Origin of the sequence: Rathayibacter sp. VKM Ac-2927 (assembly GCF_022815525.1) — a bacterium.
GTDB classification, from domain to species: domain Bacteria; phylum Actinomycetota; class Actinomycetes; order Actinomycetales; family Microbacteriaceae; genus Rathayibacter; species Rathayibacter festucae.
The window spans coordinates 27850-42165 of record NZ_JALGRT010000008.1 but is presented as its reverse complement, the minus strand read 5'-3'; the positions used below and the strand labels follow the sequence as shown (position 1 = coordinate 42165).

The following is a 14316-nucleotide window of genomic DNA, read 5'->3' as shown; positions in this document are numbered from 1 at the left end:
CAGGGGAGCGGAGGAGGTCCGCGCCATGGCCGATCGGCCCAACCTCCGGCATGTCGCCGCGGTCGCCGGCGTCTCGCACATGACGGTCTCCCGGGTGCTCAGCGGGCACCCGAACATCAAGGAGTCGACCCGGCAGAAGGTCCTCGAGGCCGTCTCCGAGCTCGACTACCGCCCCAACATCGCGGCGCGCTCCCTCGTCACCCAGCGCACCGACCGCATCGGCGTGATGATCGAGAGCGGCGCCGAGTTCGGCCCCTCCAGCACCCTCCGGGCCATCGAGCGGGCCGCGCGCGAGAAGGGCTACTCCGTCACCTCCGTCGCGCTGCGCGACGACCAGGACATGAGCCCCGTCGACGCGATCCGGCACCTCTCCGGCCTCGGGATCGACGCGCTCTGCGTGATCGCGCCGCGCTCCTCCTCCGTCGCGACGCTCCGCACCGTCGAGATCGGCGTGCCCACTCTCGTCGTGAAGTCCGACAAGGACGCGAACTTCCTCACCGTCTCGGTCGACCAGCAGGCCGGGATGAGCCAGGCGGTCGACCACCTGGCCTCGCTCGGCCACCGCGACGTGCTGCACATGTCCGGCCCGCTCGACTGGCTCGACGCCCGCGCCCGCGAGCGCGCCTTCCACAGCCGGGCGAAGGCGTGGGGGATGCGCGAGCGCCCGATCGTCATCGGCGACTGGACTCCGGACTCCGGCTACGAGTTCGCCCGCAGCCTGCAGTCGGTCCCGGAGTTCACCGCGATGGTCGTCGCGAACGACGAGATGGCGCTCGGCGTCATCCACGGTCTCGTCGAGCGCGGCATCCGCGTGCCGCAGGACGTCAGCATCGTCGGCTTCGACGACCTGCCCACCGCCCGGCACTTCCTGCCCCCGCTGACCACGGTTCGGCAGGACTTCGACAAGCTCGGCACCACCGTCGCCGAGGTGATCCACGCGCGGATCCGTGGCCAGGAGATCCCGCAGCGCACCCGCATCCCCACCGAGCTCGTGGTGCGCGAGTCGACGGCGCCGCCCCGCAGCTGACGCTCGCGACCGGCGCTCGCGTATCATCGGCGGCACCCCTGGCGCGACGCTCCCCCGGCGCCGCCCCGCACACGAACCGAGGACGGCACGTGTCAGTTCAGTCGACGACGACTCCCGCACGCCCCGGTCCCGCACGCCCGGACCCGGTCGTGGAGATGACGGGCATCCACGTCTCCTTCTCCTCCGGGCCCGCGCTGGCCGGTGCGCGGCTGCGCCTCGTGCCGGGCGAGATCCACGGCCTGATGGGCGAGAACGGCGCGGGCAAGTCCACGCTGATCAAGACGCTCACCGGGATCCACCAGCCCGACGCCGGTGAGATCGTCGTCGACGGCGTCGCCCGGCGCTTCAGCGGACCGGCCGACGCGAAGGCCGCCGGCATCACCGCGGTCTTCCAGGACGAGCGGCTGACCGACAACCTCAGCATCGGCGAGAACGTGATGATCGGGCACGAGATCCGCGGGCGCCTCGGCATCTCCTGGTCGCGCACCCACGCGCGGGCGGCCGAGATGCTGGCCGAGCTGGGCCTCGAGGACCTCGACCCGCGCCTGCCGCTGCGCTCGCTCTCGCCCGCGATCCGGCAGCTGGTCGCGATCGGCCGCGCGATGGTCGACCGGCCGCGGGTGCTGATCCTCGACGAGCCGACCTCGAGCCTGGACCTCGGTGATGTCGCCCGGCTCTTCACGGTGCTGCGGCGGCTGCGCGGCCAGGGCGTCGCGATCGTCTTCGTCTCGCACTTCCTCGAGCAGGTGCTCACCCTCAGCGACCGCATCACCGTGCTCCGCGACGGCTGCACCGAGGGCGAGTACCCGGCCGGGCGGATGGACCGGGCCGAGCTGATCGCGAAGATGATCGGCAAGGACATCGACGCGCTCCGGCAGATCGGCTCCGACCGCCGCGAGCACCGCCGCCAGCCCACCGGCCCCGCGATCTACCGCGCGGTCGGCATCGGCCGCCGGGGCGCCGTCTCCCCCACCGACATCGAGCTGCACCGCGGCGAGATCGTCGGCTTCGCGGGCTTGCGCGGCTCCGGACGCACCGAGCTGGCGTCGCTGCTCAGCGGCGTGGAGCGGCCGGACAGCGGCGAGGTGCTGATCGACGGCGAGCACGCGGACATCGTCGATCCGGTGTCGGGGCTGCGCAACCGCATCGCGCACTCCAGCGAGAACCGCCGCGAGGACGGGATCATCGGCGACCTGTCGCTGCGCGAGAACCTCGTGCTCGGGCTGCAGGCGCTGCGCGGCTGGGCGCACCCGCTGTCGGCGGCCGAGACCGACACGCTCGTCGCCACCTACGTCGAGGCGCTGAACATCACGCCGGCCGACCCGGACATGCCGGTGAAGTACCTCTCCGGCGGCAATCAGCAGAAGGTCGTCCTGGCGCGCTGGCTCGCCACCCGGCCCCGTCTGCTGGTGCTCGACGAGCCGGCCCGCGGCATCGACGTCGCCTCGAAGGTCGAGATCCAGGCGCACATCGCCCAACTCGCCAAGGAGGGCGTCTCCATCGTCTACATCTCCTCCGAGCTGGAGGAGGTGGTGCGCCTCAGCGACCGCATCGTCGTCTTCAAGGACCGCGAGAAGATCGGCGAGGTCAGCAACGGCCCCTGGCTCACCGTCGACACCATCGTCGAGATGATCGCCGCCGACACGACGGACGACGACGCGACCGACGACCCCTGGTGACGCGCTCCCTGCTGATCGAGTAGCCCTCGCAGAGGGCGTATCGAGATCCGGTGGACACGGTTGACCCCTGTGAAACGTCTCACTAGGGTGGCGCGGGACCGGGGAAAGCGCATTCCTGCATCCCGGACCATCGATGCCGAGGGATTCAATGCCGAATTCACGTCCGTTCCGTCCGACCACCGCCGCCGGGGCGCTCCGCTCCGGCCTCGGCCTCGCGCTCGCCGCGGGGCTCGCGCTGACCGGCGCATCCGCTGCCGCAGCGCAGACCACCGCGCCGCCCGCCGTCCCCGCCAACCCCGTCCTCACCGCGCAGCTCGAGGACCTCGACCGCGGTGTCGTCGCGCTCGCCTCGCCCGACGGCGGCGTCTTCGTCAGCTGGCGGCTGCTCGCGACGGAGGTGACCGGCTCCTCCGACAGCGGGATGGTCGGCGCCGACTTCGCCGTCTACCGCGGGGCGGAGCGGATCGGGGTCGTCACCGACAGCACCAACCTGCACGACCCGGCGGGCGCACCCGGTGACGAGTACCGCGTCGTCCCGCTCGTCGACGGCGAGCCCGGCGAGCCGAGCGCTCCGGCCACCGCCTCGGCCGACGCCTTCGAGACGCTGCCGCTGCAGAAGCCGGCCGACGGCGTCACCCCCGCCGGCGAGGCCTACACCTACAGCGCCAACGACATGAGCGTCGGCGACATGGACGGCGACGGCGACTACGAGTACGTCGTGAAGTGGTACCCCTCGAACGCGAAGGACGTCTCGCAGAAGGGCTACACCGGCAGCACCTACCTCGACACCTACGAGGCCGACGGCACGCTGCTGCACCGCATCGACCTGGGCGTGAACATCCGCTCCGGCGCGCACTACACGCAGTTCCTCGTCTCCGACTTCGACGGCGACGGCCGCTCCGAGATCATGACGAAGACCGCGCCGGGCACGACGATCCTGCCCGGCGGCGACACCGCCCGCGCCGAGTCGATCACGCTCCTCCCCGAGGACGTCGCCGCGGGCGTCACCCCGCAGGACGACTACCGCCTCTCCGCCGCCGGCTACCGCGAGCACCTCATCGGGGTCTTCGAGGGCTGGGGCACCCGCGAGGAGGTCACCTCCGGCCAGTGGCCCGCGACGCTCGAGGAGGCGTTCGGCATCGCGCCGACGCACGCCTACCCCCTCGACCGCGCCGGGGCGACGGAGCTCGCCGACTACTTCATCGACGTCTACGCGCCGAGCCGGAGCGACCGCAACGACCTCACCACCTTCGAGGGCTTCATCCTGACCGGCCCCGAGTACCTCACGGTGTTCGACGGCGAGTCCGGCGAGGAGCTGCAGACCGTCGCCTACGAGCCGGCCCGCGGAGACGACGGCCTGCTCTGGGGCGACTACGCCTACTCCCGGATCGAGCCGGGCAACCGCAACGACCGCTTCCTCGCAGGCGTCGCCTCCTTCGACGGCGAGACGCAGTCCGCCGTCTTCGCCCGCGGCTACTACACCCGCGCGGTCGTCGTCGCCTACGACTGGGACGGCAGCGAGCTCTCGCAGCGCTGGGTCGCCGACAGCGGCCACGTCCCGCTGACCAACCCCTTCAACGACACCCCGCACGGCCGCGAGGGCACCAGCCCGGAGTGGGCGACGCTCACCACGCAGGGCTTCCACTCGCTCAGCGCGGCGGACGTCGACGGCGACGGCCGGCAGGAGATCGTCTACGGCTCCGCCACCCTCGACGACGACGGCAGCCTGCTCTACAGCTCCTACGACACCCTGCCCGAGGGCAGCAGCGCGCCCGGCACCGAGGCCAAGCTCGGCCACGGCGACGCGATGCACGTGACCGACATCGACCCGGCGAACCCCGGGCTCGAGATCTTCTCCGTGCACGAGGGCGGAGTCGGCGCCCCCTACGGCTACGCGCTGCGCGACGCTGCGACCGGCGAGGTGCTCTTCGGCGCCTACTCCGGCAAGGACACCGGCCGCGGGATGATCGGCGACATCGATCCCGCGATCCCCGGCCAGGAGGTCTGGGCGATCGGAACGCTCTCGGCGAGCGGCGAGCCGCTCGACGGCGGGGACCCCGCCGAGCAGCCCGGCACCAACCAGAGCATCCGCTGGGCCGCGGACATGACCACGCAGATCGTGGCCAGCACGACGATGCAGGACGCGACGCCCGTCACTCCGACGATCGTCACCGGTGACGGCACGGTGCTTCTCTCGGCCGAGGGCACGGTGACGAACAACGGCACGAAGGGCAACCCGTCGCTCGTGGCGGACGTGCTCGGCGACTGGCGCGAGGAGCTGCTGCTGCCGACCGCGGACTCGAGCGCGATCCGGATCTACTCGAGCACCGAGGTCACCGACCGCAAGCTGACCACGCTGATGCACGACCCGCAGTACCGGGTCGAGGTCGCGCGCCAGCAGACCGCGTACAACCAGCCGTCGTACACCTCGTACGGCCTGGCGAGCGACATCGACTGGTCGACCGTGCCTGTGCTCGCGCAGGAGGGGACGGAGCCGGTGCCGACGCCGACCGCCACCGCCACCGCGACGGCCGTGCCGATGCCGACCGAGACCGCGCCGCCCGTGGTTCCGGCGCCGGGCGATCCCGCGCCGCACGCGCCCGCGCCGGTCGCCGGCCCCGACGGCGACCTGGCCGCCACCGGCACCGACCTGTCGCTGCTGCCGCTCGGAGCGCTCGCGCTCCTGCTCGGCGGCGGGGCGCTGCTCCTGCGCCGGCGCGCGACGCCCCGCGCGTAGCGAGCCCTTGCTGGTCGAGTAGCCGCGCAGCGGCGTATCGAGACCCCACCAACTGCACACGGTGCATCTCGATACGCCCGCACGCGGGCTACTCGATCAGCATGAAGCGGGCACCCTCAGGGAGTTGCACGGCGGGCTAGCCGGCGAGCAGCTTCAGCGACGGGGCACGGCCCTTCTCGATGTGGGTGAAGGCGATCGACTCGGCGAGACGGTCGTTCCCGGAGAGGATCGCCTCGAGCAGTCCCTGGTGCTCGTCGGACTGCTGGTGCTGGTCGCGCGCGGAGGTCAGATAGAACAGCCACGTCATCCGCCCGCTGACCGCCCGCATCAGCGAGCCGAGCAGTGCGCTGCCGGCGATGTCGACGATCGCCTCGTGCACGATCGTGCTGGTCTCGGCGACGAGCAGCCAGTCCTCGCTGTCGAGCGCCCGGTGCTCGGCTGCGATGGCCTCGTGCAGCGGCTCGGGTGACACGCCCTCTGCGACGCGCCGGGCGGCCAGGCGGGCGGCGAGCGTCTCCAGGCTCAGGCGCACGTCGAACAGCTCCGTGACATCGGCGGTGGTCCACTCCGTGACGCGCGAGCTGCGCCGCGGCAGGGTGCGCACGAAGCCCTCGTTCTCGAGCTGCGGCACCGCCTCGCGGATCGGCAGCCGCGACACCTTCAGCTCGCTCGCCAGCGTCGACTCGACCAGCCGCGACCCCTGCGGATACCGGCCCAGGATGATCTCGCGGCGGAGCGTGCGATAGGTCTGCGCCGTCAGCGACTCCTCGGGGGCGATGCCGGTCACGCGGGCCTCCTTCGCTCGGCTCCCCCTATTCAACCGGGTCGGCGGCGCGACCGTCACCGGACGGCCCGCGTCTCGACCTCGACACCGAGGGCCGCGCGCTCAGCCCGGGCGAGCACGTGGGCGCCCGCAGCCAGATCCTGCAGGCCGATGCCGACACTGTTGAAGACGGTCACATCGTCGCGCGACGAGCGGCCCCCGGTCCGGCCGGTCAGCACCTCCCCCAGCTCCGCCACGTCGGCGGGCCGGAGACCGGAGCGGCGCACGTTGTCCGACTCGGAGAAGGCGATCCCGCGGGTGTCGACCACGACCCGGTCCGCCCGCGCGAAGACGTCGGCGCCGAGCTCGCGGTAGCCGTGTCGAGGCGGCGACCCGACCGCGTTGACATGCACGCCATCGGTGAGCCAGGCCGCGTCGAGCAGCGGCTCGACCGACGGCGTCAGCGTGCACACGACGTCGGAGCCGCGCACCGCATCCGCCAGACCCTCGGGAGCCGTCGCCGACACGCCGTTCGCGACGAGCTCCGCGGCGAGCGCCGTGGCGCTGGAGCCCGACGGCGACCAGACCCGCACCTCGTCGAGCTCGAGCACCGAGCCGAGGGCGAGCGCGTGCTCGCGGGCGAGCGGACCGGCGCCGACCAGGGTGAGGATCCGGGAGTCGGGACGGGCCAGGGCCGAGGTCGCGAGCGCCGAGACCGCCGCCGTCCGCAGGCGCGTCAGCGCGCGGCCGTCGATCAGTGCCAGGCACTCCGCGGTGTCGGCGGAGTAGAGCGAGACCGTCGAGCGCTGCGGCGGCAGCCCGCTCGCGCGGTTGCGCGGGGCGTCGATCAGCAGCTTCACCGAGGCGAGACCGAGGTACGGCGCGAAGGCGACCATCGGGACGGCGGCGGGGCCGTCGGCGCTGGCGTCCCCCGGGATCCGCAGGGCCTCGGGGACGGGCTGCACCGCGCCGCCACTGGCGAGCGCCCGGTGGGCGTCGGCGAGTGCGGCGATCAGACCGGGCCACTCGGTGAGCGCCTCGCACTCCTCCGACGTGATGATGCGTGTCGACATGTGATCCTCCTGCGCTCATTCTGTATGCACTGACCGCCCAACCGCATCATCGTGGTCTATCGCAGGCGTCGTCATTTTGGTATCCAGAACGAGTGGCAACGCACCAAATACCGGCTTTTAGGCGCGTTTCGGAGGTCAGAAGGATACTAATCGGCGCAAAAGTGTTTACACCCCGGAAACCTCCGGAGACGCGCACGAAACAGAGAAGGCGCAATTCTGTATACCGACAGCACCACGGACACCCACTCGAACGGAGGCGGCGCGATGGGCCCCTACCTCGTCAGACGACTCGCCCAGGGTCTCGCGACGATCTTCGCCGTCGTCACGATCGCGTTCGGCCTGGGCCGCCTCAGCGGCAGCCCCGCGGCGCTCCTGCTCACCGAGAACGCGACACCCGAGCAGATCGCCGACCTGAACCAGCGCCTCGGCTTCGACCTGCCGCTCTGGCAGCAGTACCTCCGCTACCTCGGCGGGCTCCTCACCGGCGACTTCGGCGACTCCTACCGTCAGGCGGGCGTCTCGTCGATGCAGCTGGTGCTCGAGCGGCTGCCCGCATCGCTCTCGCTCGGCGCGGTCGGCCTGCTGCTCGGGCTGGCGCTCGCACTGGTCGCCGGAGTCGTCATCCAGCTCACCCGCTCCCGCGGGCTCCGCGCCCTCTCGCTCGGCCTCGGCTCGACCCGCCAGGCGATCCCCGACTTCTTCTTCGGCCTGCTGCTGGTGCTGGTGCTGTCGGTCTGGCTGGGCCTGCTGCCCTCGCTCGGCAACCGGGATCCGCTGGCGATCATCATGCCGGCGCTCACCATCGCGACGGGTCAGTTCGTGCTCTACACGCGCCTGCTCGACAACGCGCTGACCGAGCAGTCGACGCAGGACTACGCCCGCACCGCCTTCGCCCGGGGCGAGAACCGCTTCCGCGTGGTCGTCGGCGAGCTGCTCCCGAACGCGTTCCTCCCCGTGCTCACGGTCGCCGGCATCAGCCTCGGCTCGTTCCTCGGCGGCCTGGTGATCGTCGAGAACGTCTTCGCCTGGCCCGGGATGGGGCAGCTGATGCTCGGCGCGGTCTACTCCCGCGACTTCCCGGTCGTCCAGTCGGGTCTGATCGTCGTCGCCCTGCTGTTCATCCTCGCCAACCTGCTCGTCGACGTCGTCTCCGGGCTCATCGATCCCCGAGTGAGGCTCGCATGACCACCACCGAGATCATCCGCACCGGCGCCCTGCGCGCCGGCATCACCACGGCCTTCGCCCGCGGTCGCCGCGTTCCCGCGCTGCAGGTCCTCGGGGCGGCGATGGTCGGCTCGATCGTCCTCTTCTCGCTCGTGTATCCGCTGCTGCCGGGCTACGACCCTTTCGCGCAGGACCTCTCGAGCGTCCTCGCCGCGCCGGGCGCGTTCGCCGAGCACTGGCTGGGCACGGACGCGCTCGGGCGGGACGAGGCCAGTCGGCTCGCGCTCGCCGGCCGGGTCACCCTCGGGATCGTCCTGCTGATCGTGGTCGTCAACAGCCTCGTCGGCATGGCCGTCGGCACCTGGTCGGGCTACGTCGGCGGCAGGACCGACAACGTGCTGATGGGGCTCGCCGACATCCAGCTCGCGATGCCCGTGATCCTGGTGCTGATCGCCCTCGCCGCCTCGCTCGGCCCGAGCGTCTGGCTGATGATCACGGTGCTCGCCGCGACCTATTGGGTCGGATACGCGAGGGTCGCCCGGAGCACCGCGATGGCGTTGCGCGACCGCGACTTCGTGCTCGCACCGCGCCTGCAGGGAGCGGGCGGGCTGTGGACCGTGCGGCGGCACATCGTGCCGAACGTCGCGGTGCAGATGATGATCCTCGCCTCCAGCGACATCGGCGCGGTCATGCTGCTGACCTCCTCCTTCGACTTCCTCGGTCTCGGCGTGCAGGCGCCGACACCGAGCTGGGGCCTGATGATCAGCGAGGGCCAGGACTACGTCCGCCAGGCGCCGCACCTCGCGATCATCCCCGGCGCCGCGATCTTCCTCACGGTCGCCGGCACCAACCTGCTGAGCCAGCGCTTCACCGCCGAGGGCTCGGCCACCACTGTCCGACGCACGTCACGACGATCCGTGAAGCGGAGCCTCCGATGACCACCACCGCCTCCCCCGAGGACCGTGCGGTCCTCCTCGACGTCCGGAGCCTCAGCGTCGGCTACACCGACGAGCACGGCGACACCGTCGTCCTCGTCGACCGCGTCTCCTTCACCCTGCACGAGCGGGAGGTGCTCTGCCTCGTGGGCGAGTCGGGCTCGGGCAAGAGCGTCACGATGCTCGCCGTGCTCGGCCTGCTGCCCGAGGGCCTGGAAGTGCTCGACGGCACCGTGCACTACCGCGGCCGCGACGTCCTCGGGATGCCGGAGCCCGAGCTGCGGGGTCTGCGCGGCAGCGAGCTCGCGATGATCTTCCAGGACCCGATGACGGCGCTCAACCCGGTCAAGCGGGTGGGCGGTCAGATCGGGCGGGCCCTCCGGGTGCACGACCGCGCGCTCGGGCGCGCCGAGGTGCGCCGCCGCGTGACGGGACTGCTGACCGATGTCGGGGTCCCCGAGCCGGAGCAGCGCGCTCGCCAGTACCCGCACCAGTGGTCGGGAGGCATGCGGCAGCGCGCCGTCATCGCGATGGCGATGGCCAACGAGCCCTCGGTGCTCATCGCCGACGAGCCGACGACCGCGCTGGACGTGACGATCCAGGCGCAGATCATGACCGTCCTCGGCACCGTGCGGGCGAAGACCGACGCGGCGATGGTGCTCATCACGCACGATCTCGGCCTCGTGGCCGAGGTCGCCGATGCGGTCTGCATCCTCTACTCCGGTCGCGTGGTCGAGCGGGGCTCGGTCTGGGACGTCTTCGGCCGGCCCGCGCACCCGTACACGGCGGGGCTGCTCGGCAGCCTGCTCTCGGCCGAGCGCGACTCCGGCGATCGGGTCTACGCGATCCCGGGCTCGCCGCCGTCGCCGCAGAACCGCCCCCGCGGCTGCCCTTTCGCTCCGCGCTGCGAGCTGCCCGCGAAATCCGAGCTCTGCACACAGCTCGAGCCGCTGCTCGAGGACCTCGGCCGCGACCGCTGGGCCGCCTGCCACTACGCGCAGCAGACCCCGCGCTTCGCCGCGGAGGTGACCGCGTGAGCGCCCCGGCACTGAAGGACGCCGTGCTGAAGGTCGACGACCTGCACGTGCGGTTCACCCAGCGCACGGGCCTGCGCTCGCGCCGCGTGATCGAGGCCGTCAAGGGCGTGTCGTTCGAGCTCGCGCGCGGCGAGACCCTGGGGCTGGTCGGCGAGTCCGGCTGCGGCAAGTCGACCCTCGTCCGCACGGTCTTCGGCCTGAACCCGGTGGCGAGCGGCTCGATCGAGGTGCTCGGGCGCCGGCTCGACACCCTCTCCAGCCGCGAGCGCCGGAGCGTGCAGAACCGGATGCAGCTGGTGTTCCAGGATCCGTACTCGGCCCTGAACCCGAGGCTGACGGCGCACGAGATCGTGGCGGAGCCGCTGCGCATCGCCGGCCGCTACTCCCGCGACCGCGTGGTCTCGCTCCTCGACGACGTCGGCCTCGGGACCGACGCGCTGGAGCGGCGTCCCGGCCAGTTCTCGGGCGGACAGCGCCAGCGGATCGGCATCGCCCGTGCTCTGGCGCTCGAGCCCGACGTGCTGGTGCTCGACGAGCCCGTCTCCGCCCTGGACGTGTCGGTGCAGGCGCAGGTCATCAACCTGCTCAAGGACCTGCAGGCCGCCCGCGGGCTCTCCTATCTCTTCATCGCCCACGACCTGGCGGTGGTGCGCTACCTCTCCGATCGGGTCGCGGTGATGAACCGCGGCGAGTTCGTCGAGGTCGGCACCCGCGATCAGGTGTTCGGCGCCCCCGCGCACCCCTACACGCGCTCGCTCCTCGACTCCATCCCTCTCTCCGATCCCCGGCAGCGGCCGAACGCGCCGGCCGCCTCCCCTCAGCCCGTCTCCACCCTCAGCGAAGGAACCCACCGCTCATGACCCGGAACCGCGCCACCTCGACCCTCGCCCTCACGACGATCGCCCTCGCGATCGCCGCTCTCACCGGCTGCTCGGGAGCCTCGAGCGCCTCGGCCGACCGCGACCTCGTCATCGGCCAGGTGGCCGAGCCGGAGAGCGCGCCCGACCCGATCATGGACGGGTCGCTCGCGGGCTACAACTACTACTACAACGTCTTCGACCAGCTGACGAAGCTCGATGCGGACGGGGCGATCGAGCCCTCACTCGCCACCGAGTGGACGCCGAGCGAGGACCTCACGACGTGGACGTTCACGCTCCGCGACGACGCGACGTTCTCGAACGGCGACCCGGTCACGGCCGGCGACGTGGCGTTCACGTACAGCACGATCCTGGCCTCGCCGGACTCCGACAACCTCGGCTACATGGGCGTCCTCCAGTCGGTCGAGGCGACCGACGACACCACCGTCGTCTTCACCCTGAACGCCCCGTTCTCGCCGTGGCCCTCGATCACCACCGCGATCTCGATCGTGCCCGAATCGGTCTACACCGAGCTCGGCTCCGAGGGCTTCGCCGCCGCTCCCGTCGGCAGCGGGCCGTTCCGCTTCGTCAGCTACACCCGCGGCGTCGAGTACGTCATCGAGCGGAACCCCGACTACTGGGGCGAGGAGCCCGAGGTCGAGAAGGTCACCTTCCAGACCGTCGGCGACTCCGACGCACGGCTGAACGGCGTCTCGTCGGGAAGCCTCGACATCGCCCTCATCTCGCCCAACCAGGTCGACTCGCTGAGCGGGAGCGGTGTCGACGTCGCCTCGCGCACGGCGAACGGCGTCACCTTCCTCGGGATGAACTCGAGCACCGGAGTGCTCGCCGACCCCCGCATCCGCCAGGCGATCGGGCTGGCCATCGACAAGCAGTCCCTGGTCGACGGCGTCCTCAGCGGCCGCGCGGTCCCGAACGACCAGATCGTGGCGCCGGACGTGGCGGGCTACGCCGACCTCGACGCCACCGAGTACGACCCCGACGCCGCGAAGGCGCTGCTCGCCGAGGCCGGCTACTCGGGCGAGACCATCCCTCTCCAGTACGCGACGGAGGGGCGCATCCCCCTGTCGTCCGAGATCGCCCAGGCGATCGGCGGCTACCTCGAGGCGGCGGGCATGACGGTCGAGCTGAAGGGCACCGACCAGGCGAGCCTGTCGAACATCATCTACGGCACCGTCTCGGTCGAGGGGCTCTATCTCAACACCTGGGCGCCGTCGACGATGGACGGCGACATGCCGGCCACGAACCTCTTCGCCGGCGGCCAGAACGACTACGCGAAGTCGCCCGAGCTCGCCGCCCTGGTCGAGGAGCAGCGGACCGTGACCGGCGACGAGCGCACCGCGGTGTTCGGCGAGATCGCGCAGACCAACATCGACAACGCCTTCATCGCACCACTGTTCACCCCGGACGCCGACTACGCGGTCGCCCCCGGCCTCGACTGGACGCCCCGCGCCGACGGCGAGTACGTGCTGAGCGACGTGACGTTCGCCGACTGACCCGTGACCACCACTCCTCGCATCCGAAAGGCTCCGCCCATGCCGCACTCCACGCTCCTCCGCGACGTCCGCCCCTGGGGCGGCGAGGCACGCGACGTCGTCGTCGACGAGACCGGGATCGTCGCGATCACCGCGGTCGGCGAGGGGGCACCCGGCGAGGTCGACGCGGTGATCGAGGGGCGTGACGGGATCCTGATCCCCTCCTTCTCCGACGTGCACGTGCACCTCGACTCGACGCGGCTCGGCTTGCCCTTCCGGCCGCGCACCGGCGAGGAGGGACGCTGGGGCCGGATCATGAACGACCGCGCGCACTGGCGCAGCGCCGAGGCGCCGGTCGCCGACCGCGCGACCGCGACCCTCCGGACGATGATCGAGAAGGGGGCGACCCGGGTCCGCAGCCACGCCCAGGTGGACGCCGACTCCGGGCTCGAGAAGTTCGAGGGCGTGCTCGCCGCCCGCGAGGCGCACCGCGACCGCAGCGACGTCGAGATCGTGGTCTTCCCCCAGGTCGGCGTCTTCGTCGAGCCCGGAGTGGTCGAGCTGCTCGACGAGGCCCTCTCCCTCGGCGGCGACCTGATCGGCGGCATCGACCCGTGCGAGATCGACCGCGACCCGGTCCGCCACCTCGACGCCGTCTTCGCCCTCGCGGAGAAGCACGACGTCGGACTCGACATCCACCTGCACGAGCGCGGCTCCCTCGGGCTCTTCTCGATGGACCTGATCGCCGAGCGGATCCGCGCACACGGACTCCAGGGCAGAGTCTCGATCTCGCACGCGTTCGCCCTGTCGTCACCCGCCCGGGGAGTGGCCGCCGCCATCGAGACACTCGCGTCGCTCGATGTGGCGCTGACGACGATCGCGCCCGGCCACGGCGCCGAGCTCCCCCTGCTCGACCTCCTCGCCGCCGGGGTGCGCGTCGGCCTCGGCATGGACGGCCAGCGCGACTACTGGTCCCCGTGGGGCAACGGCGACATGCTCGAGCGGGCGTTCCTCCTGTCCCACGGCCAGGGCTTCGACAACGACATCGACATCGAGCACGCGCTCGCGGTCGCGACCTGGGGCGGCGCGTCGGTCATCGACGGCGGGCTGCACCGGCTCGCCTCCGTCGCCGACCGCCCGGGACTCGCGGTGGGCGACCCCTCCGAGCTCGTCGTCCTGCGGGGCGACACTCCCACCGCCGCCGTGATGGACCGCGACCCGGACCGCCTGGTGCTGCACCGCGGCCGGCTCGTCGCCGCGGGCGGCGCCCTCGTCTGACCCCTGCAGGGGCGCACCCCTGCTGGTCGAGCAGCCGCGGAGCGGCTTCCTCATGGCCCGCCCCCTCCTCCGGGAGGCGGCGGGTCCTCGGCGTTAATGCACGATCGTTACCGAAGTCGCTCCGGCGCTGTTGCGTCACAAGAATTGTTCACGGTAACATTTTGCCCAGGACGCACCCGGACGTGTCACTTCACGACGGGCGTCCACCGCACATCCTGCACTCACTGCACCTCGGGCGCCAGGCCCGCACTGCACTCATCACATCCGGGC

The 14316-nt window shown here is 71.7% G+C and carries 11 protein-coding genes; 9 read left to right on the top strand and 2 right to left on the bottom strand.

All coding sequences use genetic code 11. From position 1 onward, the window contains the following. Positions 1–25 precede the first annotated feature (25 nt). The 3 genes from MT353_RS19410 to MT353_RS19400 all read left to right on the top strand — a co-directional run bounded on the left by MT353_RS19410 (position 26) and on the right by MT353_RS19400 (position 5443). A complete protein-coding gene (locus MT353_RS19410) occupies positions 26–1027 on the top strand; it encodes a LacI family DNA-binding transcriptional regulator (protein ID WP_165908983.1) in 1002 nt (333 codons plus the stop codon). A 155-nt stretch (positions 1028–1182) separates the two neighbouring features. Next, positions 1183–2706: a sugar ABC transporter ATP-binding protein gene (locus tag MT353_RS19405; protein ID WP_243599800.1), complete on the top strand. Its 1524-nt coding sequence runs from the start codon at positions 1183–1185 to the stop codon at positions 2704–2706. A 148-nt stretch (positions 2707–2854) separates the two neighbouring features. Next, positions 2855–5443, top strand: a complete 2589-nt coding sequence (locus MT353_RS19400; protein ID WP_243625645.1) for a rhamnogalacturonan lyase — start codon at positions 2855–2857, stop codon at positions 5441–5443. Positions 5444–5579: 136 nt separating this feature from the next. On the opposite strand, the gene MT353_RS19395 is transcribed toward MT353_RS19400, so the two are convergent. Continuing rightward, positions 5580–6230, bottom strand: coding sequence for a GntR family transcriptional regulator (locus MT353_RS19395; RefSeq protein WP_160086803.1), 651 nt, complete (start codon positions 6228–6230; stop codon positions 5580–5582). Positions 6231–6283: 53 nt separating this feature from the next. Next, on the bottom strand, positions 6284–7279 hold the full coding sequence (locus tag MT353_RS19390; protein WP_243625644.1) for an ornithine cyclodeaminase family protein: 996 nt from the start codon (positions 7277–7279) through the stop codon (positions 6284–6286). A 264-nt stretch (positions 7280–7543) separates the two neighbouring features. Here MT353_RS19390 and MT353_RS19385 point away from each other — a divergent pair, with 264 nt between their 5' ends. The 6 genes from MT353_RS19385 to MT353_RS19360 are packed head-to-tail and all read left to right on the top strand — an operon-like array spanning position 7544 to position 14046. After that, positions 7544–8464, top strand: coding sequence for an ABC transporter permease (locus MT353_RS19385; RefSeq protein WP_160086799.1), 921 nt, complete (start codon positions 7544–7546; stop codon positions 8462–8464). Beyond that, on the top strand, positions 8461–9381 hold the full coding sequence (locus MT353_RS19380) for an ABC transporter permease (protein ID WP_243625643.1): 921 nt from the start codon (positions 8461–8463) through the stop codon (positions 9379–9381). The genes MT353_RS19385 and MT353_RS19380 overlap by 4 nt, the downstream gene beginning before the upstream one ends. Next, positions 9378–10415: an ABC transporter ATP-binding protein gene (locus tag MT353_RS19375; RefSeq protein ID WP_160086795.1), complete on the top strand. Its 1038-nt coding sequence runs from the start codon at positions 9378–9380 to the stop codon at positions 10413–10415. The genes MT353_RS19380 and MT353_RS19375 overlap by 4 nt, the downstream gene beginning before the upstream one ends. Continuing rightward, complete coding sequence (locus MT353_RS19370; protein WP_208543728.1) at positions 10412–11275, top strand: ATP-binding cassette domain-containing protein; 864 nt, start codon at positions 10412–10414, stop codon at positions 11273–11275. Before MT353_RS19375 ends, MT353_RS19370 begins: the two co-directional genes overlap by 4 nt. Next, complete coding sequence (locus MT353_RS19365) at positions 11272–12789, top strand: ABC transporter substrate-binding protein (RefSeq protein WP_160086793.1); 1518 nt, start codon at positions 11272–11274, stop codon at positions 12787–12789. The genes MT353_RS19370 and MT353_RS19365 overlap by 4 nt, the downstream gene beginning before the upstream one ends. Before the next feature lie 39 nt (positions 12790–12828). Beyond that, positions 12829–14046, top strand: coding sequence for an amidohydrolase family protein (locus MT353_RS19360; RefSeq protein ID WP_160086791.1), 1218 nt, complete (start codon positions 12829–12831; stop codon positions 14044–14046). The last annotated feature ends 270 nt before the right edge of the window (positions 14047–14316 follow it).